Source organism: Opacimonas viscosa (assembly GCF_024199005.1).
Taxonomy (GTDB): Bacteria; Pseudomonadota; Gammaproteobacteria; order Enterobacterales; family Alteromonadaceae; genus Opacimonas; species Opacimonas viscosa.
Genome location: NZ_JANATA010000015.1, coordinates 36,854 through 58,093 on the forward strand (window position 1 = coordinate 36,854; position 21,240 = coordinate 58,093).

General features: G+C 43.5%; 12 protein-coding genes, 1 tRNA gene and 1 riboswitch. Of the genes, 12 read left to right on the forward strand and 1 reads right to left on the reverse strand.

Annotated elements, in window-relative coordinates; genetic code table 11:
* Positions 1–57: 57 nt before the first annotated feature.
* The gene (locus NLF92_RS09100; RefSeq protein ID WP_254101051.1) at positions 58–2,694 is read right to left on the reverse strand and encodes a GNAT family N-acetyltransferase; all 2,637 of its coding nucleotides are present in this window, start codon (positions 2,692–2,694) and stop codon (positions 58–60) included.
* A 306-nt stretch (positions 2,695–3,000) separates the two neighbouring features.
* Between NLF92_RS09100 and NLF92_RS09105 the strand changes: the two genes are divergently transcribed.
* The 12 genes from NLF92_RS09105 to NLF92_RS09160 all read left to right on the forward strand — a co-directional run bounded on the left by NLF92_RS09105 (position 3,001) and on the right by NLF92_RS09160 (position 20,985).
* The gene (locus NLF92_RS09105) at positions 3,001–4,914 is read left to right on the forward strand and encodes a sensor histidine kinase (RefSeq protein ID WP_254101053.1); all 1,914 of its coding nucleotides are present in this window, start codon (positions 3,001–3,003) and stop codon (positions 4,912–4,914) included.
* Between the two features lie 200 nt (positions 4,915–5,114).
* Positions 5,115–5,219: riboswitch (TPP riboswitch) on the forward strand.
* A 128-nt stretch (positions 5,220–5,347) separates the two neighbouring features.
* The gene (locus NLF92_RS09110) at positions 5,348–7,555 is read left to right on the forward strand and encodes a TonB-dependent receptor (protein WP_254101055.1); all 2,208 of its coding nucleotides are present in this window, start codon (positions 5,348–5,350) and stop codon (positions 7,553–7,555) included.
* An 81-nt stretch (positions 7,556–7,636) separates the two neighbouring features.
* Entirely contained in the window at positions 7,637–8,305 is a 669-nt protein-coding gene (gene pnuC / locus NLF92_RS09115) for a nicotinamide riboside transporter PnuC (RefSeq protein ID WP_254101057.1), read from the forward strand.
* Between the two features lie 309 nt (positions 8,306–8,614).
* Positions 8,615–8,691: transfer RNA gene (locus tag NLF92_RS09120), tRNA-Trp, on the forward strand.
* A 142-nt stretch (positions 8,692–8,833) separates the two neighbouring features.
* Positions 8,834–9,421, forward strand: a complete 588-nt coding sequence (gene rfaH, locus NLF92_RS09125) for a transcription/translation regulatory transformer protein RfaH (protein WP_254101059.1) — start codon at positions 8,834–8,836, stop codon at positions 9,419–9,421.
* Positions 9,422–9,674: 253 nt separating this feature from the next.
* Positions 9,675–11,270 carry an autotransporter outer membrane beta-barrel domain-containing protein gene (locus NLF92_RS09130; protein ID WP_254101061.1) on the forward strand — a complete coding sequence of 532 codons (1,596 nt, stop codon included), beginning with the start codon at positions 9,675–9,677 and terminating at the stop codon, positions 11,268–11,270.
* A 197-nt stretch (positions 11,271–11,467) separates the two neighbouring features.
* Positions 11,468–13,651 carry a YjbH domain-containing protein gene (locus tag NLF92_RS09135; RefSeq protein ID WP_254101063.1) on the forward strand — a complete coding sequence of 728 codons (2,184 nt, stop codon included), beginning with the start codon at positions 11,468–11,470 and terminating at the stop codon, positions 13,649–13,651.
* Between the two features lie 347 nt (positions 13,652–13,998).
* Positions 13,999–14,361 carry a MarR family EPS-associated transcriptional regulator gene (locus tag NLF92_RS09140; RefSeq protein ID WP_349293224.1) on the forward strand — a complete coding sequence of 121 codons (363 nt, stop codon included), beginning with the start codon at positions 13,999–14,001 and terminating at the stop codon, positions 14,359–14,361.
* Positions 14,361–16,385 (forward strand): YjbH domain-containing protein, encoded by a 2,025-nt coding sequence (locus NLF92_RS09145; protein ID WP_254101067.1) that lies wholly within the window; start codon positions 14,361–14,363, stop codon positions 16,383–16,385. Before NLF92_RS09140 ends, NLF92_RS09145 begins: the two co-directional genes overlap by 1 nt.
* Positions 16,386–16,540: 155 nt before the next feature.
* Positions 16,541–17,161 carry a hypothetical protein gene (locus NLF92_RS09150; RefSeq protein WP_254101069.1) on the forward strand — a complete coding sequence of 207 codons (621 nt, stop codon included), beginning with the start codon at positions 16,541–16,543 and terminating at the stop codon, positions 17,159–17,161.
* Between the two features lie 36 nt (positions 17,162–17,197).
* Complete coding sequence (locus NLF92_RS09155; protein WP_254101071.1) at positions 17,198–20,008, forward strand: SLBB domain-containing protein; 2,811 nt, start codon at positions 17,198–17,200, stop codon at positions 20,006–20,008.
* Between the two features lie 11 nt (positions 20,009–20,019).
* Complete coding sequence (locus tag NLF92_RS09160) at positions 20,020–20,985, forward strand: Wzz/FepE/Etk N-terminal domain-containing protein (protein WP_254101073.1); 966 nt, start codon at positions 20,020–20,022, stop codon at positions 20,983–20,985.
* The last annotated feature ends 255 nt before the right edge of the window (positions 20,986–21,240 follow it).

Here is a 21,240-nt window from a genome sequence, read left to right on the forward strand (position 1 = left end):
CTGTATGGGATATAGCCGCTCATGATCTTTCATCAATCTGAGTATTAAACTAGGTCATTACAAGAGCTCGCCCATAAACTGTTTAACCGTTTCACTGAATATTTTCTTGCCTGTGATCTTATATTTCTCACAACACGCTTTAATTGCATACCCTCTTTGGTACCTGTCTAATAACATTTGATTGTTCTTGATGTGTTTAGCGATAGGCGTCGAGCTAGTGTTGAGCTGGCTTGTAATTAACCAAAATAGACTGGCTTCTGTGTTTTCTAACGAACGGCTTCCCGCTATAAATTGCCGAATAATGGCTAATTGATTTTGTACAAATACGCTATTTTTATATGCAGGACTATCTAGCACATCTAATTTTGTAGATATTTGAGTAAATGTCGTGGGATCCTGTCCAAGGTGATTTTCACTGGAGACTGCAGATATATTATTTTGAATTAACGAGTACCATTGCTGAGATAATTGATAACTCGTCTGAATTTGACGATTGACATTATGTTCTATTGACTCTAGTTGTTCTTCTTGATTTTTCGAACCTTCTTTAGCTACTTGTTCAATTGGATCACCTTGGGCGAGCACCATACCAACAATACAATTGTGATAGCCTGTAACCTTGTTCGCCTTTTGTCCTTCTTTCCAGATCATGAATCCTTGTTTTTCCCAAAACGCCACCAAGCCACTTTCCGCCCCAAAGGAACTGGTGACAGCATGCACCGTATTTGCACGAGCTTCTTGAATAACGGCGTTGATCATTAACTTGCCGATACCTTGTTGTTGGTGGTGAGGTACAACGGCGATCCGGTTTATGCGCCATATCTGCCATTCCAGTAGTTCTGGGATATGGTAGCCATGGGCGATTTGTTGGACGGTTAAGTGCCCAGAGACACGCCTAGAACCATGCATAATAGCTTGTTTAAGATGATGGGGGCATGGCTGTAACCCTTCTTCAATAATCCATACACAGCCCACCAAGGAACTGTTTTGCACATAGGTTAAGCAGCGCATGTCATCACTGTCGATTATCCGTTGCAGATCATCAGGTGTGGTTTGGTAATGGGCTAGCGAGAGCAAGCGCATCAAAGCCGATAGCATTGCTTTGGCATATTCTGTGTGCTCTCGAAGCGTCTTGGTTGAGATCCAATGCAGACCATCCACGAAAGGGTATTCTTCATTGTCTGATATATCGTTAAACAGTACCTCATCACATACTTCTTCAATAGGGCAGGGGCTTAAAAACCGAAAGGGAATTGACAATGTGTACTGTTGGATAGTATCTGTAGTCATGACTTTGGGGAGATATTTATGGGTAAACCCCATCCCTGTTCCTTCATAGCCATGCGTAGTCGTACCGTATATTAGGTGTTTTGCGTGTTTGCGGTAGTGCAGTAGTAACTCAACAGGGAAACTTGCCGCTTCATCAATCACGACAACATCAAAGACAGGGTATTGGGTAAAGTCGGCATCCGGTGGCAAAATACTCATGTTTCCAAAGTGGTGATAACTTTGCGAGCTCTGAGGGTGTTGAGAACTTTTCGAGCCCTGCATGTGTTGAGAGTCATGAGAGCTATGAGAGTCATGAGAGCTATGAGAGCTATGAGAGCTATGAGAGCTATCAGAGCCATGAGAGTTCTGTAGGTACTGAGAGCTTTGTCCCAGTAAAACCTCTAAGTGCTGACGGTTTTGGGTAATCACGCCAATCCTCACGACGCCCTTAACTGCGTTCTTAACGGCATTATTGACAGCCCCCTTAACACGATCCTGGCCAAGATTATTGACAGCACTGTTTACAGTACTCTTGGCATCCGGCAGTAGAGCATTCGCCAGAAGAGTACTCGGCAGTAGAGCACTAGGCAGTAGAGTACCCAGATCGTTAATAATCTGGCCCAACAGATATGACTTCCCCCTACCTCGTGGCGCAGTGATAACATGATGATAAGTATGAGAACCTTGGTTTTGGTCTATCCTATGAGTACTGTCCAGCGACTTTTGATGAACTGATAAATTATCGACGATGAACGTCACTATATCTGCTCGAATTGCTTGTTGTGTGCTCATAGCAGATTGTTGCTGTTCTTGCCATTTCTTAGTAAAACTTTCGGATCCCATCTTTGTGAAAAAGTCATCCGGGAGTACATCGAAATGTTTGGGGATATGGGCGAGCAGGTGCTGGAGCAAATACGACGGTTTTTTGCTAAGTGCGTTTTCAGCGGTGCTTTTAGCTGAGTTCACTGCCGGGTTCACAGCCGTTCTTTTAGCCGAGTTCTCAACCGTGTTTTCAGCTGTGCTTTCAGCCGAGTTTTCACCTGTTCTTTCAGCCGAGTTCTCAGCCGCGCTCTCAGCTGTCCTTTCAGCCGAGTTCTCAACTGCGTCAAAAGAAAACGTTAAACCTGAAAAAGCCTCATCGGGGTTAGTTAAAAACAGCCAGCCATCGCCACGCACCAAACCACTCAACACTAAAAATACCGATGCTCTGAACGAAGCGCGTAAGTCATATATCACAACATCAAACTCTTGACCGAGGAGGGACGTGTAGCGAGTTGCTGGGCAGAAGGTGATAGTAGCGCTATTGACGTTGCTGGGTTGTTCACCCAGTACCAAAACTTTGCAGTCTACGGGTAAATCTCGTCTTTGCTCGTGTAAACGAGTCAACAGAGAGACACTATCAGGAAATGTAGCCAAATTACGCATGGTGCAAATAAGTCGCCATTAGTGAGTTTGAAACCTCTGTAGGATAACACAGTTTGTCTGCAGACCCATCTTGGAGTCGTCTCGGAGCCAGAACACCTCGAACTCTGTATCAAATGTGTGTATTATCAGAACCATAAAGCACCATAAAGCTAGTAAAGATGATAAGCACCTTTAGCACTGTCGAAGCTATTGCAAACAAAGCTATTGCAAATAAAGATATCTTTGCCAGAGCTAAAAAAAACTGCACATACAAAAACATGACAGACAAATCCCTTAGTTCAGTCGAGGATAAACAGCGAAGCCCCTATGCCTAGAACAAGTAGAACATTATCCGCTTTAAGTCAGATCAAACGTTACCGTTTATATGCTTTGATTATTGTTATGTTGGGCTTGATGACCGGTATTGTTATCGGGGATATACAAAAAGCACAGGCTAATTTAGATGCGCGCATGGCACTTCTGGCAAAAGAGCTGGGTGATCTAGAAAACAGTGCTTTGCAGTTAGCTGATATATATTCTGCTTTCATGGCCCAAGAGCCCAGACCTACCGAAAAAGCCCTTAGGACATTTGCACAACAACTGACAGAGTCATATGAATTCATCTATATGTTATCAACGATTGAGCGTTTGTCAAAAGCAGATATCGAATCCCGCAGTACCGCTGATTTTATACTAAAAGAATTATATTACCCCGAAGGCAACGTGCCAGATAGTCGGCCAACTCTGATACGTAAAACACCTGAACTTTGGAATTTTGTGACGACTTTCGTGCACCCAATGTCAAATCATACGAAGAGTGTGATTGGGTTGGATGTGTCCAATATCCCTCGTTTGCAAGGCTTGCTTGGGCAAGGACCAAAGGACGAGATTTTGCCCTTAGGCCTGATCCCACAAGATATGAATCTAGGTCTACACAACAAAACATTTATGGATAGTTTTAAGCTAATTGAAGGAGGCTACGCACTCTCATTGAATCAAGTATCTCGCGCCTCTGATACCCCAGAATTAGTCATTGCGTTACTGTTGTCTCACCAATCTATTTATAATTATTTGGATCAAGCCCTGTTAGGGCAATCGTTATCGATGGGTTTTGGCTTCATTGACGGCGAAGTCTTGTGGTTACATGATGCCACGTCCACGACATCACAGCAGACTGAGGCAGTCCCATCAATACATGCAGCAACACATCCATCAGTACCCCCATCTTCATCTGCTACCTCTTCTATATCACCGCTAGCCTCCTCGTCAGCAACTCCAGCAGGGTCCTCGTCAACGTTAACCTCATGGGGATTTAGCTTTTGGGAACTCAGCACCAGCTACCAAGGTAAACTATTTGCTGCTCCTGTTGAATTGCGTTTATATCAAGGCTTTAGCATTCCCATGTCTAGTTGGGTGTTGTTGGTCAGTGTCTTGGCATTTTTTATTGTAGCGGTTGGTTTTTTTAACCGCTTACATGACCAAATCGCTGTGCGTCAGGACAAATTGGAGCGTGTGAACAAAAAGTTATCAACGAGCCTAGCGGAGCAGTCCGACTTGTTTAGTTATATTTCGCATGAGTTGAATACCCCCTTGACGTTAATTTCCTCTCCGATACAAACCTTGCAACAAGAGCCGCAAATGACGGGGCAACAAGAACATATTGATATGATTGCGAAAAACACAGCCCGTATGCAGGAGTTAGTGCAGCACGTCCTTAACTTAAAAGCGTACCAGCGTTTGACTTTGGATCCCGTGACTCAGAATATTTTGGGTCCCATCAATGATGCCTTGCTGGTATTTCAGCCCAAAAGCTACGATGCAAATATCCGACTAGATGTGTTGAGTAATCGGTTCGATGAATTGTCGATGACGTTTGATACCACTTCTTTGCGAATGACCTTGGACAACTTATTTTCCAATGCGATCAAATACAATATTGCCAATGGTTGGATAGAATTGGAGTGGGAATTAAATCTCCAAGGGTTTGTGTTATCCATGAGAAATGCTCAACAAGGCTTAACCGAAGAACAATGTAGTTCCATGTTTACTAAATTTGTCCGCCATAACAAAAAAGCAGAAACCTCAGGCTATGGCTTGGGTTTGGGTATAGTGGCCGATATTTGTGAGCGAAATGAGTGGCACATAGCTGTACATTTGGGCAACAAGTCACAAAAACCTCAGATATCGGAGCATGGGGGAGATTACATTGAGTTTGTGTTAACTCTACCGCATGCTCGTTAATAAAACTCTCGTTAATATAAGTTAAGTTAATAAAAGTTACGTTAATAACAGTTTCGTAAATAAAAATTCTCGTTAATTAAATTTCCAGTAATCCATTTTGCTAAGGTTGTTCCCTTAGTACATTTTACATGCAGGCACTTGTCGTAAAGACGTATTTACCCTAGTTACCTTGCACTAGTCTGTGTTTTCCGCTATATTCCTCGCCGTCCAAGGGGTGCTGTAATCATGATTACGGCTGAGATCAATTGAAACCCTGAAACCTGATCCGGATAATGCCGGCGTAGGAATAGGAAAATCGTTTTTCGGTGGTGTGCATTTTCTTTGGCACACACCCACACTGCAAAGCGCTTCATCATTACCTGCCGTTTTTTCTTCCGGTTCTCTTATTGTTAACTTATCTGTATTGAGCAGAACAACAAAAAGCGATCCTTTTATGAAAAATCAATTTTCTCTTATACATCTTGTACTGATAAGTACGTTTGGTTTAACGAGTACGTCTGTACTCGCACAAAACACGTCTGCGACAGAGCAAGTATCAGAACCGCAAAATGCTGCACAATTACCCAACCTAGCAACCACACAAGATTCAACTCAAAGCATTGAGCGCCTTGTTGTAACGGGTGACTTATCAGGTCTTGGCGTTGATGAAATCGCCAACTCTGCGACGATTATTGACGAAAGTTTAATCGATTTACGCAACGCAGCGCATTTAGAAGATATCTTAGCCACTGCCGCGAACGTGAGTTTGACTTCGGGGGCATCACGCGCCAAGTTTGTGCAGATCCGTGGCATCGGTGAGCGCAGTCAATTCAGTGAACCAGTTAATCCTTCTGTGGGGATCATGTTAGATGGCTGGGATGTGTCTGGTTTAGGGTCTTTGGGGGTGTTGTTGGATGTGGCACAAGTAGAAGTGCTGCGTGGCCCACAAGCCACTGCGTATGGTACATCTGGGCTAGCTGGTGTGTTAAACATCGTATCAAAACAACCGACCGAAGAGGCTAGTGGTGATGTGAGTTTAACACTGGGCCAAGACAACCAGCTCGAAGTTAAAGCTGCTTATGGTCAAGCGCTGAACGATTCGGTACGTTTCCGTGGCGCGTTTTCACAAGTGCAAAATAATGGTTTTGTGCGCAATGCATATTTGCAAACTGATGATACCAACAATATCAATGAATCCGCTGGCCGCTTTACATTGGAGATGGATACCAGCGATGACGGTGTATTGACCCTCCAAGCGTTAAAACTGGATATTAATAATGGTTATGATGCCTTTTCTTTGGACAACGACAATGTCACGTTATCTGACCAGCCAGGCAAAGATGACAGCCAAGCCACTGGCGTCGCGTTAAAGTATGCAGTGTCTGGAGATTGGGGTACATACTCATTACATGCAGGTCAAATCCACTCAGAGTCAGACTATGCGTACGACGAAGACTGGACCTATCCTGGTTTTCACCCTTGGGAATATGCGTCAGTGGACCAATACGAGCGTGAGCGCGATACAGCGACGTTGGAGTTCACAGCCCGTTCACATCGCTTGGCGTCTCCTACCCAAACCTCAGCCCAAGCCTCAGCCCAAACCCCATTAGCATCAAGCACCTCCCACGATACTGATTTGGCCACAGCGTGGGTCGTTGGCGCGTTTTATAAAGCATCAGAAGAGGCATTGGAGAGAACATATACGTATGCTGATCCAAATTTCACGTCGGTGTATGAGCCAGAGCAGTTAGCCATTTTTGGTCAAGTTGATGCGCAAATCGCACCACAAGTGACCTTGGAAACGGGGTTACGAGTAGAACGCGCCCAGATTTATTATGCGGATAATTCGGGTTTTACTGAAAACAATGACGATACACTCATCGGCGGTAAAATCGCGCTGCGTTACCAAAGTAACGACAATACGGTGTACTCATCGATTAGTCGAGGTTATAAGATGGGTGGTTTCAACCCTGACCAACGGGTCGCGGATAATCAGCGTATTTTTGCGGCAGAGTATAATTGGAACTATGAAGTCGGGGTAAAACGTCGTTTTGCTGATGCCCAACTCCGTTTAACCGCGTTTTATATGCAGCGCAAAAACACACAAATCTCGGACTTTACGACGTTTGTGAATGATGCCAATGTCACTGAGTTTATTGATGTGATTGCGAATGCGGATAACGGTACTAATCGTGGGGTAGAACTCGAGTGGGCATGGCAACCTAATGCTGCTACCCAATTGGGAGCAAATATCGGTTTACTCGATGCGACTTACTCAGGCTATACCCAAGCCGATGGCACAGTCATCAGCGAACAAGATGCTGCCCAGGCACCGAAAATGACCTACAGTGTTTTTGGTGATCTGCAGTTAACAGATGCGTGGGGAGTAAATGTCCAAGTGGAAGGTCGCAGTCGTCATCGTTTTTCTGATGGGCATGATGTAGAAAACCCAGCGTATGCGCTGCTAAATGCCAGTGCGCGTTATCAGTACAAAGACATTGAATTACAGTTTTCTGTCAAGAACATGTTAGACAAAACGTATTATGTCCGTGGCTTTGGTGGTTTTAGCAATGATCCTCGTGATTACTATGAAACGCCAGAACCTTATTACCAATGGGGTAACGGACGTCGTTTTGCGGTGACGGCAAGTTATTCTTTTTAGGTTGTCATGAATCGTTTATCAACATTCGGTTTGATCAATCACGTTCGATAAATTAGGTCAGCTTATTTCGGTGAAAATACCATGACAGAAGCTAGTGCGAGCAATACCCTAACTGGTGTGTTCCAACACATCCTCACTCAGTTCAGTGCTGCTTCTAGTGCTGAACTGGGGGCGGTGGTGTTTGCGCTAGCGTATATCTATTTGGTCGGGCGCCAAAATGTATGGTGCTGGGCCTGTGGGTTTATCTCTACAGCCTTATTTACGTATGTATTTTGGGATGTGTCACTGCTGTTTAGTATGTTACTAAATGCCTATTACATGGTCATGGCCGGCTACGGTTACTGGCAATGGACGGGAGGGCAGGGTAAACAAGGGGTTGATGAACCAAAACAGGAGCACGCTTCGGCTTTGGGCATTCAGCAGTGGTCAGCCCCAAAGCAGTCCATTGTTATCTGCTCTTCTGCGCTAATAGGGGCTGTGTTGGTCTGGTTACGACTAGATGCTGCTACTCCGCTTTCATTGGCCCTGTGCTTAGATGCCTATGTGTCGGTTTTTAGTGTCGTGGCTACGTATATGGTGGCACACAAAATCTACCATAACTGGCATTATTGGATTGTGATTAATAGTGCTGCGGTGGTGTTGTATTATTCATATGAGTTGTATTTTTCTAGTTTGTTGTTTGTGAGCTATGTTGGCTTTTCGGTCCATGGGTTGTTTACTTGGCGTAAAGCCTTAGTCCAAAGCAGATAGCCGACAATCCACAACCCAAATCTGATAACCGATAGCCCAAACCTGATAACCGATAGCCGATAACCTAAACCTGATCACCGATAGCCGATAACCTAAACCTAATAACCGATAAAAGTGACTCAATAGTGATTCGTCGACACTTATGCCCGATAGTTAATGATCTATAGTTACCATCCTATGGTTATTAACCTATAGGTATTATCCTACAGTTATGGCCGGTAATTAAGATATCCACCTATCATATCGCCCATCGAGACAATATTTTGCTTGCCGTTTCACTTTTGGCTTGTATAATGCGTGTCTTGTTGCAGGGGCGTAGTTCCAATTGGTAGAACAGCGGTCTCCAAAACCGATGGTTGGGGGTTCGAATCCCTCCGCCCCTGCCAATTTTTAAGGCGTTATCTAAAGCGCTATTTAAATTACTGTTTAAAACGATTTTTATAGTGTTGTGTAAAAAGATAAGCCAGTTCTACCACATATATCGCTTACTGATATAGTAATACCTGTTTTGCTTGTAGGAGCCGAAGAATGACCACCACGACTTCTAAAAACGCATCCCCTGAAATAAAGTCGATTAACCATTCCGCTAAATCATCTTCTGCAGATCTGTTGAATAGCCCAACCGGCAAAATCTGGTATTTGCTCTATGTCAAAGCCAAAGAAGAAGGTCGTGCGGTCATGCATTTGGCGAATCAAGGCATTACTGCGTTCTACCCAAAGGCAAATATCACCAAAGTCTTACGGGGCAAACGCCAAGTGGTCGAAGAAGCACTTTTTCCTAATTATGTCTTTGCGGAGCTGGACCACGGTGTGCATAACTTTACATCGGTGCGCTCTACGCGAGGTGTGATCGGGTTTGTCAAATCAGGCAAAGACTACCAGAAGGTCCCAAACAAACTGATCAGTACCTTTAGAGAACTGGAAACAGTCGTCAGTGTCGACAAAAAAGTGCCTAGCAAAGGCGTAAAAGTGTTGATAGACACTCCTGCTTACAACAACATCCAAGCGATTTACCAAGAACCCAAAGGCGAAAACCGTGCGTTGTTATTAATTCAGTTATTAAATAAGCCGGTGCTGATTGAATTAGAAAATAACGAATTTACGGTCACTGATTAAATTTGAATTACGCATTTTGCTCTGTTATTATTTTTAAAAATTTAGGTATGTAAGCGGAGTCTTACAAACTCAATGGGTATTAAAGAACCCTAGGTAAAATCTATCAAGGAAGAAATCTACATCAGAATTCTGCCTTGCGGTAGCCGTTCAAAAACTAAGCCTTTTTCTTATTGCAATTTTTTTAAATGCTTCTAAACTATCTGCAAACTAATTTCTAAATTTATACTTATACTTATTCAAAAGGAACCTGTATATGAAATTCAAACGTTCACACATTGCTATCGCGCTCGCCGCATCCATCGGCCTTGGCGGTTGTTTTGGTGGTGGTGTTGATGCCCCAAACATTCCAGATGTTGTTTTACCACCGCCTGTAGCACCAACGATTGCTGTTGAAGTAACGGGTAACGTCATTGATGCAAATACAGGTAATGTGATTCCTGGTGCGACATTAACGTTTTTAAGCAACGGCGGCCCAACAATTGAGCCTCGTCTATTAAATGATACATTTACTCGTGTCAGTGAAATCGCTTCTGCAGACGGTTCTTTTGTATTTGGTTTTGATACCTTAACTGCGATTGATGCGGTGACTATCTTAGTCGAAGCAGACGGTTACCTAGACCAAACTACTGTGTTTGATATCGCTAACGCGAGTGCAGAAAACGGTTTAGCGTTCTCTCTTATCTCAGAAACGACGCCTGGTCTTCAGGTTGTTGAAGAAACGGCTACAGTAGCAGGCGGTGAAGTAGCTGCGGAAGTGGTTATCGCTGCTGCGGCAACCTCTGGTGCTTCTACTGTAACGGTACCTGCAGGAGTTATCTTGCAAGACGCAAACGGTAACCCAATTTCTGGTTCTAACATTACTTTCCAAGTGGTTGCGATTGATTCTGATGATAGCGGCGCTGATGCAGTAGCTATTGCTGATTTATTACCGGCAGGTTTACAAGACAGCACATCTACAGATGTATTTGTTCCTGTCGCTGCAACAATCATTAACTTTACTGATGAAAATGGTAACGCGATTAAGAAATTCTCTGCACCTATCACAGTGACGATGAACATTCCTGCAAACCGTGATGTGATGGAAGGCGACCAACTCGCCCTTAAATCATATGACGAAGAAACAGGTGTATGGGCAAATGAAACCAGCACGGTATTAGTCGGCGCTTTAAATAACGGTTTCTATCTTGGTACATTCCAAATCGATCACTTAACGACTTTCGTAGCGGGTAACGTGGTAGCAAATGACTTGTGTGCGACAGCTTCTGTTGTGAACTTCACAGGTGATGCTGCGGTAGATGGTTTAGTGTTCAACATGACACGTTCTATCTCTGGTACAGTGATTGATACATTAAGTGCAGCCCAAGCGACATTATCGTTTGACGATACACAATCAGCTTCTGAAACGGCGAACATCACAGTGAAAGACGCTTCTGGTAATGCATGGGCACAAGTCAACGGAGCTAACATTTGTGGCTCTGTGAACGTCAGCTTAGTTGCTCCAGGTACAACCGTCAGTGAGAACCTAAACATCACTGCTACATGTACAGGTGATGACACGGTATTTACAGCAGACACCAATGCTGTTGTGACATATCGTCAAGCAGACTCTATGGATGCGTTTGTTACTGCAAATCACGTGAGCAACGGTGATTTTGCATTAGCTAACTTAGTTGGCGGTGCTACTTACGATGTAAACGTAAACTCTGGCATTGCTGGCGTACCAGACTTCTCAGTACAAATCTTAGCGGATGGTAATGATGAAGTGGCTCCAATCGTTTACGATTGTAATGCAGGTACAGGTACTGGCGGTACAGGTGGTACAGGTGGCACAGGTGGTGGCGGTATCTAATACCCCACGGCTGTTGTTACCAAACAGTGTGAAATAACACCTAAAAAGGCTCAGTTTCTGAGCCTTTTTTTATGTGCTATTTATTATGAGGCATAAAATACATTGAGAACAAACACATTGATAAAGAACGCTTAACAAACACTTTAAACAGTAACCCAAAAAAAGTAACCCCAAACAAAGTAACCAAAAGAGTGCTTATGAAATCCTTTATCCAAAAGACATCGAAGACTTTTCTGGCCATTACGCTTGGCGCAGTGTGTGGTATACACAATGTGCATGCAGAAGATATGGCAAACATAAAGAGTATAAAAGTAGATACGGATGTCAATGTCCAAGGGTTTGGTGGGTTAATCAACGTCCCTACTGCCAATGCGATCCAGTTTGGTGAGCTTCACTGGTCATATGCGACTTTGACCGATAATGGTTCTTACCGCAATGGTACCTCTGATGGTTTGTATCAAGACGGTAATGTGTTGTCGTTAACAGCCAGTCCGTTTCCTGGTTTTGAAGCAACCATACGGAACTCTGGTGGCGATTTTGATACAGGCTCGGATTTACAAGCAAACCTCAAATACCAAGCAACGTTTATCCCAAAAGAATGGTTCAGTCTAGCTGCGGGCTATCAAGATGTCGGTGGGATAACGAATCATTTAGACAGTATTTTTGTGGCGGCGAGTAAGGATTGGCGAAATTTTCGTTTTACAGTGGGAACAGGAGAGTTTCGTTCAACAATAGGTGGCACTGCAAAACGTTACGAAGGTGGTTTCTACGGGATCCAATACCAACCATTTGAATGGTTACAACTCCAAGCAGAAAATGATGGCGTGAATAACGCAGCGGCGATTAAATTTAAAACGCCAAAGTCTTGGTTGGCTAACCAAGCCCAAGTATATGGCTCTATCATTACGGGTGATTACGATGCTGGCACAGGCAACGACAAAGTGTTTTACCAAGTGGGGATTCGAGCGAATTTATTTCAGGGACTGGATTCAGGTCTAGATGAGCAAAACTATGAAACACAAAAGTTAGCTGATAGTTTCGGCTGGTTTCTGAGTGACCGTGATTACGGGACATATACACCCAAACATATCGATTTTACACAAAGTCAGCATTATGACGATAACGTCGTCGCTATGACAAAATTGAAAGACGCATTAGCCGATCATGGTTTTGAAAATGTATGGGTCGGGGCACGTGATACCCAAATTTTAGTGCGTGTTGAGAACTCGCTGTACAACCGCAACCAGATGGATGCAATTGGTGTGGTGCTCGGCATGGCCGCAAGTCAGTTACCCGGTTATTTTACGAACTTGGATTTTACGCTGTCTCGATATGAGATCCCGACGTTGCGTTTAAATGTGAATATGCAAGAACTTGTGAATTTTTATGAGGGCAAGACACTCGATCCGCAGTTTGTCGCACTGACACCAAAAGATCGCTCCGCAGTGACGGCTGATTGGCTAGGGGGAGACAACACACCATGGTTTACTCCGCGAGTGAAGTTCTATCCTATATTACCAAACTTTATCGGTACAGAAATCGGGCAGGCAGATATCAACCTAAGCATCCGTTCAAATATCCATATGCCTTTGTGGAAAGGAGCTGAGGTATCAGCAGACTATGATATTAAGATTTCACAGTCTTCTGATTTTGATTTAGGGGGAGCGTTGTGGAAATATAGACAACCTACGGGGCTTAAAAACCTCTTTCTTAGACAGACCTACCAACTGCCCTACAACATCTATGTTGCTGGGAGCGTGGGTGTAGCAAAACAACAATACAACGAAGAACACAACGTGGCGACCTTCCAAGCGGGATGGCAGTCACTAGATGGCCGTCATCGTTTGAGCTATCACTATGCGTATCTTGACTCGCGCTTAGCGAATCGTCCTAATCGTTATGTATATACCGCCCAATACCGTCATTTCCTGCCGGTCTTAGATATCAGTATGTACGCCGAAGCTGGCCAGTTTTGGCGTGGTGACCGCGGTTACACGCTGGGCTTGTCGACGCACTTGGGTGATTCCTTACTCAGTGTGTGGATGAGTGAGACGGATGTGAGTATCAAAGGCATTGGCTTTACTATTCCGCTGGGGACGCGCAAAAACATGTCAGTTGCAGAACATGGTTACCAAGTGCGTATGGGAGAGCGGTGGTCTTATGGTCTAGGGACATCTAGCTACAAAGGGACCAATCAGATCTTTGTGAACCGTGCTTACCGTCCCGGCTATTTAGCACAGATGCAAGGGCGTTACTTTGATTTTGACCGTTTGTCGTTGGCCTATATCGAACAAAACTTACCACGGCTACGTGATGCCTATGCCAAATATGGAAAAGATGGCATAAGTGGCAAATACGAAAAAGAGAGTAATGGCGGTTAAAATAGCAGGGATTAAGTTCTTGGATAGCGTCTAATTATTTATGGATAGAACAGATAAAAAATTCTTAGCTAATTATTGTTAAAAAGGGTTTATTGCAAAAAAGATCACTTTTGCAAAATATTTACTAAAAATAAGAATTTTTCTTATAGCCGGACTATAGCGATTTTGTTATAGTTCAATACATGAACAGTAAGCATTTATTTGGCGACTTCTTTTTGGTCATAACATCTGCTTAATTTCGAAAAAAATTAAAAACTCCTCCTCGGAGGGTAAATACAAGGAAGTATTTATGTACTTCCTTGCGGTAGCCTACCTAAAACAAAATAATTCACTTCTTTTGCATCGAAATAAGGACGTTAGACGTGTCTCCTACTCAACGCGAGTTTGTTAAATACAAAGTTTTAAAAGCTATTGAGCACAATCCTAATGCGAGTCAGCGTGAGCTGGCAAAAAATTTAGGGGTGAGCTTGGGTAGTGTGAACTATTGTGTGAAGGCGTTAGTGGAAAAGGGTTTCATTAAAGTTGAAAACTTCATCAAATCCGACAACAAAAAATCCTATTCTTATTTCATTACCCCGCGTGGTGTGGTCGAAAAAGGTGAAATAACGGCACAATTTTTAAAAACCAAAATGGCTGAATACGATCTGTTAAAAGCGGAAATTTCAGCATTAAAAGCAGAGGTCGCAGACCAGACTTCGGCCCAAGATTAATGCGCAAAAAGACATTAAGTATCAGCAAAAATCGGGTCTGTTTTAGTGTCTTGTTCTTCTTATCATCACTATCATTAGGGCACTCTGGTTTAGGGCATGCACAGACCGTCCAAGCGACCGATGGCCAGTTTAGGTTATCTATCAGTGATACTGCAGTAGGTAAGCAAACGCAGGTCGATTACCAAGCAGCACCGTGGTTACATTTAGGTTTTGCGTACAACCAAGATGCGCAAAGTTACCAATACAATGCCAGTACCGAAATCGTCAAGGCACAAAATAGCCTGCCGAATCTCGTGGTCGGTGTGAAAGATTTTTTAGATACTGCGGATGAACGTTCTCAGTTTATGCAGGCTGGATATAGCTTAGGGCATTCTGCGGTGCAGTTAGGTTGGGCCACAGGGGCCAGCTTAGATGGCTGGTTCGCCAAAGCCTCACACCATTTTATTAAAGAACGGGTGACAGTCTTTGCGAATACGACGTCTTATAGTGATACTTACCAGGCTCGCTATCACGCGGCTGATTGGCAAGTAGGGGCGAGTTGGCAAGTGACGCCTAATCTTGCGTTTAGTGTGACGCATTCTGCAGAGCAGAATCTCGGTTTCGGTGTGAGTATCACACTGGATAGTAAAAAGCGGTTAAATACGCAATTACATCCCAATGCGTTGGGTTTTAGCAGTGAAGGTGCTTCCAGCTCGAGTTTTATCAAACTGTCCAGCGCACAAGCGAATGAAGATAAGCGTTTAGCTATCCAAAGTTTACTGTCGTATATCTCGGTAAACACGTCAGTGGCACAGATCACGGATAAACGCTTACAACTTGTCGTACAACAAAACCGTTACAGCCATTGGCCAGATGCTGTGGCGAGTGCACATAGTGTACTGAGTGCACGTTATGCGACAGAATTTGACGATATTGAATATGTGATAGAGCACCAAGGGCATTTGTTGCATCGGTTTCTAAAACCTATTGCTAAGTCGCATAAAGTAAACCAAGCTGCTAACTATACACAGCTTACTTCAGCGAGACCTACGCAGTTGCAGCCCGTCACGAATGATACGCTGTCATGGGTGAATAAAAACAGTTTGACCCAAGGTCCGCAGTTTACTATCCATCTCGATAATCGTTTATGGTTACCGCAAACGCCATCACAAATAGACAACACAGCACTATCTAATGAAAGTGATGCTACTACAGTAGCTATGGATGGTACTGCAGCAGCTACAAATACTAAGATGGCTTACCAATTATTTGCATCTGCAGAGATGGATTGGGCATTGACCCGAAATTGGTCAGTCCAAGCAAGTTACCAAGTGGATTTGGCAGATAATTTCTCGAAAGACACTGCAGGTGCTCAGCTTGGCGCAGACGGTCTCATCCCGGTGAACAGCCAGTTACAAGAACGGTTTATGGCGAGTGACCATCGTTTGGCCAGTGCATCAGTGAAATTTACGGATAGCCATGTGACTCAGTTGTACTCTGATGTGGCGCATTTGCATTATCAGGCCGAGGTTGGTTACTTAGATATGAACCACGTAGGGTTCAGCGGTGAGTTGCTGTACCAGCCTTGGTTGTCACGTATCGCAGTGGGTGCGTCTTTTTCTCATACGTGCTTACGCGAAATCGATAGTACGTTTGAGCTCAGTGATATCCAAAGTACGGCAGCTTTAATATCTGGATATTGGTCATTGCCGATATATAATCTGGATGCCGCTGTACATGCTGGACGATTCTTAGCAGAAGATACTGGCATACGTTTGGAGCTTAGAAGAACCTTTGCGAACGGTTGGCAGTTTGGTATTTGGGCGACAGATACCCAAAAACGCATCAATGGCACCAAACAACACTTCTCTGATAAGGGCTTGTTTTTACGCATACCATTAGGCTCTGTGACAGGCTCACGGATAAAAACACGATTTACCTCTCAAATTGGGGATTTGAATCGCAATAATGGGGCGATGCTCAGTGCTCAAAAAGGCACGTTGTGGTGGCAACACCGAGATGTGAGGCCTAGTCTCTTCCAATAAGTGTGTTGCGCTCAACTAGCGAACTGTGAATATCCGGTCAGGGTGATTTGCAACAAGAACAGCAAGGTTAGCAAGAAGAGCAAAATGGCCAAAATGTCCAAGATGCCTAGGACGAGCAAAATGACCAAGATGACTAAGATGTTCAAATTCACAAAATGACCCATAAAATAATCTGGTTTAGTTTCGCTCTTATAATCACTTTGTTAACTCAGGGGTGTACTTCATCTACTGGGAATCTAGGTGAAGGGGCATATGATGTTTCGTTACCCTTTGTCGAAACGGTACGATATGCGTTGTCTGATAAACCAGAACGCTGGCAGCTAAGCATCGGTGCTTATACGGTTTTTGGGACGGTAGAGAGGGTAAACAACACCACTGATGGACAAATGCGGTTTACTTCAGAGAACGATGGATATGTGGACTTTTCATTTACGGGTATTCATTTTATCTCAGACATTGCTGGTCGTGCGCTAGATTACCAGATTGATATAAAGATACTGCCAAGTACTGACCAAACATTATCACCAGAACTAGCAGTACCAGCAGATTCAGCTAAAACAACACACATATATCGACAAATTAAGCTAGGCGACGTCAATTATGCGACGCTCAAATGTACACCTTGGCAGTACGTGCCTTTTGGTCAATCCCAAGAGTGCCAGGGCAAAGTAAAGCATACCGTACAGGTAAGAACAAATAGCAAAGGTCAGCCTATTCAGATAGAACAGTGGCTGCCTTTTTTAAACCAACAATTGGTTTTAGAACAAATACGCTAAATAACATAAATATTAGACATAGGTGGGAGTAAACCTTTGAATTCGTTATCTCGTTTTATGATGGCTACAGCCATGGTGGGCTTAACACTGACTACTAGTGTGAGTCTAACTGTGAATGCACAAACTATTAGCCCTGCACAGCTAGAACAATTTAAAAAACTACCAAAGGCCCAGCAAGAAGCGTTGGCCAAGCAATACGGTGTGGATTTGAATGCTGTGATGGGTGGTGCAGTAGGTAGTGCAAAGCAAATCACTACTCCCACTGTAGTAACACCCATTGCTCCTAGTACTTCACAAGGCAAAGCACCAGAAGCTGACGTCCAAGAAGCTCTAAAAGAAACAACGGCTGATAAACAAGAATCTCGCAATGCTAAACCACCATTAAAGATGTTTGGTTATGATTTATTTGCAGGTGCACCGACTACCTTTGCTCCGGCAACTGATATCCCTGTGCCAGCAGAATATATTGTCGGGCCTGGTGATAACATTAATCTGAATTTTTACGGTAAATCGAATACCCAAGTGACTCTAGTTGTAGATAGAAGCGGTACGATCAACGTCCCAGATTTAGGTCCTTTCCAAGTCGCTGGTTTATCTTTCCAAGAATTAAAGCAATACCTCAGCGAAGAAGTCAAGCAACGCACTATCGGTCAAAATGTGATCACCACCCTAGGTGAGATGCGTTCGATTCGTATTTTTATCTTGGGGGAAGCAAATCGTCCGGGCTCTTATACAGTTAGTGCGCTATCTACGATAACCAATGCGCTTTTCGTAAGTGGTGGTGTGAAAAAGACCGGTTCATTACGTGATATCCAGTTAAAGCGTAATGGTGAGATTGTTGGTCGTTTTGATTTATACGATTTGATGCTATCTGGGGATACCAGTAATGATATTCGTGTGTTACCTGGTGATGTGATTTTTATCCCACCGGTGGGTCGTACAGCGGGGATCTCAGGGGAAGTCAAACGCCCGGCCATTTTTGAATTAAAAGATGAGCAAACCTTTGCTGATTTAGTACAACTCAGTGGCGGCTTTTTACCGACGTCATTTTTACCCGCCACAAAAGTGAATCGCATCGATACCGACGGTCAACGTACTGTAATTGATGTGGATTTAACCAAGCAAGATAATCTGGATCAAACACTCGTGAACGGTGACACTGTTCGCGTATTTTCAATCTTAGATAGTTTAGAAGATGTGGTGTCAGTAACAGGTCATGTATTCCGTCCTGGTAACTATGCTTATACAGCGGGTATGACAGTGAGTGACATCATCAGTGATGTCAAAGACTTATTACCGAATGCTGATTTAGGTTATGCATTAATTCGTCGTGAAACGCCTGTCACACGTGAGATATTTTTCGAACAGTTCGCCATGCGTGATGTGCTAAATGGCAAAGCTATCCCATTAGCGCCACGTGACAAATTAGTGTTTTTTAGTAACTCTGGTGAGCGTGATGGTCTGATCAAAGCAGACATAGCACAACTTCGTGGACAGACGCGCCTGAATACCCCAGCTAACGTTGTCACTGTGACTGGTCCAGTAAATCAGCCTGGCGCATATCCGTTTATCAATGGCATGACTGTCGAAAAGTTACTAGCCGCAGCGGGCAACTTAAATCTAGAAGCAGAATCGGGTTATGCGGTGTTAGTGAGAACAAACAGTGCACGAGAGCTTTCGACCGAAACGTTAGATCTACAAAGTGCTGATAAATTAGCCCTGACCTTACAAGCTGAAGATACGCTGTACCTATTTAGCAAAAACCAAGATCGTGCTGAGACACTGAAACCGATTATCGAACGATTACAAGCGCAAGTGACCAAGGACGTGGCTAACTTATTAGTGACGATATCAGGTGAAGTGCGTTTCCCAGGTACTTACCCTTATTCTGAGAATATGAGTATTGCGGAGTTAGTTCATGCGGCAGGTGGTCTGACAGAAGCAGCGTATTTACAAGAAGCTGAGATTTCACGTTTTGAGACGGATACCAAATCAAATGCAGAACGTGTGACAGTTCGAGTCCCTTTGGAATATGAATTAGCGAATAATCAAACGGTGCTAAAACCGAAAGACAATTTACAAATTCAACGTATCCCTGAGTGGTATGAAAAGCAGTATGTGACGTTAGCCGGTGAGTTTACTTTTCCTGGACGTTATTTGATTCGTGACGGTGAAACGATAGCTGAGGTGATTCAGCGTGCTGGCGGATTTACGGATTTGGCGTATCCAGGAGCCACTGTGTTTTTGCGAGATTCTGTTGCGGTATCCCAGCGTAGAGAAATCCAACGCATGGAAAAAATGCTGACCAAGCAATTAGAAATTGCGATGGCTGGTAAGGCGATGTCATCGACATTACCGGTACAACAAGCGACACCTGATTTAACCAAGTTAACACAAATTGTCGATGAAACAGCCGAAGATGGCCTAGGCCGAGTGGCAATAGATTTAGTCGGTCAGATATCAGGTATAGGCGACCCTGTTGTGTTGTTTGCAAATGACTCTATCTATGTTCCTAGAAAACCGGCTACTGTACAAATCATCGGAGAGGTACATATGAACTCTGCTCATGTGTTTGATTCAAACTATACACTCAATGATTATTTGAATATGGCAGGTGGAACCACAACGTTTGCTGATGATTCTGAAGTATTTGTGATCCGCGCAGACGGTAGAATCATCAAACCGAGAGCGGATTGGTTTGTATTTAATAGTGCGAATATACAACCAGGTGACACGATTGTAGTGCCATTAGACGTGAATTTACAAAACAACTTAACTTTATGGCAGCAAGTTACCCAGATTATCTATAACAGCGCGGTTGCAGTCGCTGCAATACGTGGACTATAGGAGTGCATGATATGAATACTCAAACTCCTACTAATCAAGCACCAAAACCAGCACCAGAACATAATCACTATGCTGATGATGAAATCGATTTAAAAGAACTCTTTACCGCACTATGGGCTGGCAAAAAAATCATTATCGGGACGACATTTATCGCGAGTGTATTAGCTGTAGTGTTTGCGCTATCCATGCCAAATATTTATCGCTCAGAAGCACTATTAGCGCCAGTAGGAGCAGATGGTGGTGGCATGAGCGGACTGGCAAGTAAATTTGGTGGTTTAGCGTCATTAGCTGGGGTATCACTACCTGGTGGTGGCGGTGATAAAACAACGATGGGTATCGAAGTGCTCAAATCTAGGGCTTTTTTTGCGGAGTTTGTGAATAAGTATCCAGTAATGGTCGATTTGATGGCGGCAAAAGGGTGGAATTCGGGTTCAAATACCGTCCTCATAAATAGTGACGTCTATGATGTAGATAATAAGGAGTGGTTACGTGAAGTGGATGCTCCACGGACGCCTGAACCATCAGTACAGGAAGCGCACGAAGTATTTAAGGGCTTATTATCTGTCTCACAAGACAAAGAGTCGAGTTTTGTGACGATATCGGTAGAACACTTTTCACCATATGTAGCAAAGCAGTGGGTAGACTGGTTAGTGCAAGAGATTAACAACACCATCCGTGAACAAGATGTCGCCCAAGCACAGCGTTCCATTGATTATCTAAAAGAACAAATACAAGCAACACAGCTAGCTGATTTACAAGCAGGATTTTTTGAGCTAATTCAATCACAAACAGAAACCATCATGCTTGCGAATGCAAGTCCTGAGTATTTATTTAAAACACTTGACCCGGCAGTAATACCTGAACTGAAGGCAAAACCTAAACGTGCATTAATTTGTGTGTTAGGGGCTATGTTAGGTGGGATGCTCGGAGTACTGGTGGTGTTGATTAGGCATTTTACTGCAAATGAAAATAGTTAAAAAAATTTTTTTCATTAACTAAGAATATTTCTTATATATTTACATAGTCTAATTTGGTACGGTTCACACTATGAACGCAGGATGCGAATTTGGTCTTTACATAAAGATGTGTATCCTTGCGGTAGCCTGCCTGAAACTTAAAAAATGCCTATCTTAGCACTTTTTTAATATCGAAATTAATTAAAAAATAATAATTATTACAAATGATATTAATAAATATTTTAAAAAATATCAAAATATAAATAATGCACGATA

Excerpts from the sequence above, each read along its gene's own strand:
- NLF92_RS09110 (WP_254101055.1), top strand. The coding sequence starts at position 5,348 with ATGAAAAATCAATTTTCTCTTATACATCTTGTACTGATAAGTACGTTT.
- NLF92_RS09145 (WP_254101067.1), top strand. The coding sequence starts at position 14,361 with ATGCGCAAAAAGACATTAAGTATCAGCAAAAATCGGGTCTGTTTTAGT.
- NLF92_RS09160 (WP_254101073.1), top strand. The coding sequence starts at position 20,020 with ATGAATACTCAAACTCCTACTAATCAAGCACCAAAACCAGCACCAGAA.
- pnuC (WP_254101057.1), top strand. The coding sequence starts at position 7,637 with ATGACAGAAGCTAGTGCGAGCAATACCCTAACTGGTGTGTTCCAACAC.
- rfaH (WP_254101059.1), top strand. The coding sequence starts at position 8,834 with ATGACCACCACGACTTCTAAAAACGCATCCCCTGAAATAAAGTCGATT.
- NLF92_RS09130 (WP_254101061.1), top strand. The coding sequence starts at position 9,675 with ATGAAATTCAAACGTTCACACATTGCTATCGCGCTCGCCGCATCCATC.
- NLF92_RS09100 (WP_254101051.1), bottom strand. The coding sequence starts at position 2,694 with ATGCGTAATTTGGCTACATTTCCTGATAGTGTCTCTCTGTTGACTCGT.
- NLF92_RS09150 (WP_254101069.1), top strand. The coding sequence starts at position 16,541 with ATGACCCATAAAATAATCTGGTTTAGTTTCGCTCTTATAATCACTTTG.
- NLF92_RS09135 (WP_254101063.1), top strand. The coding sequence starts at position 11,468 with ATGAAATCCTTTATCCAAAAGACATCGAAGACTTTTCTGGCCATTACG.
- NLF92_RS09105 (WP_254101053.1), top strand. The coding sequence starts at position 3,001 with ATGCCTAGAACAAGTAGAACATTATCCGCTTTAAGTCAGATCAAACGT.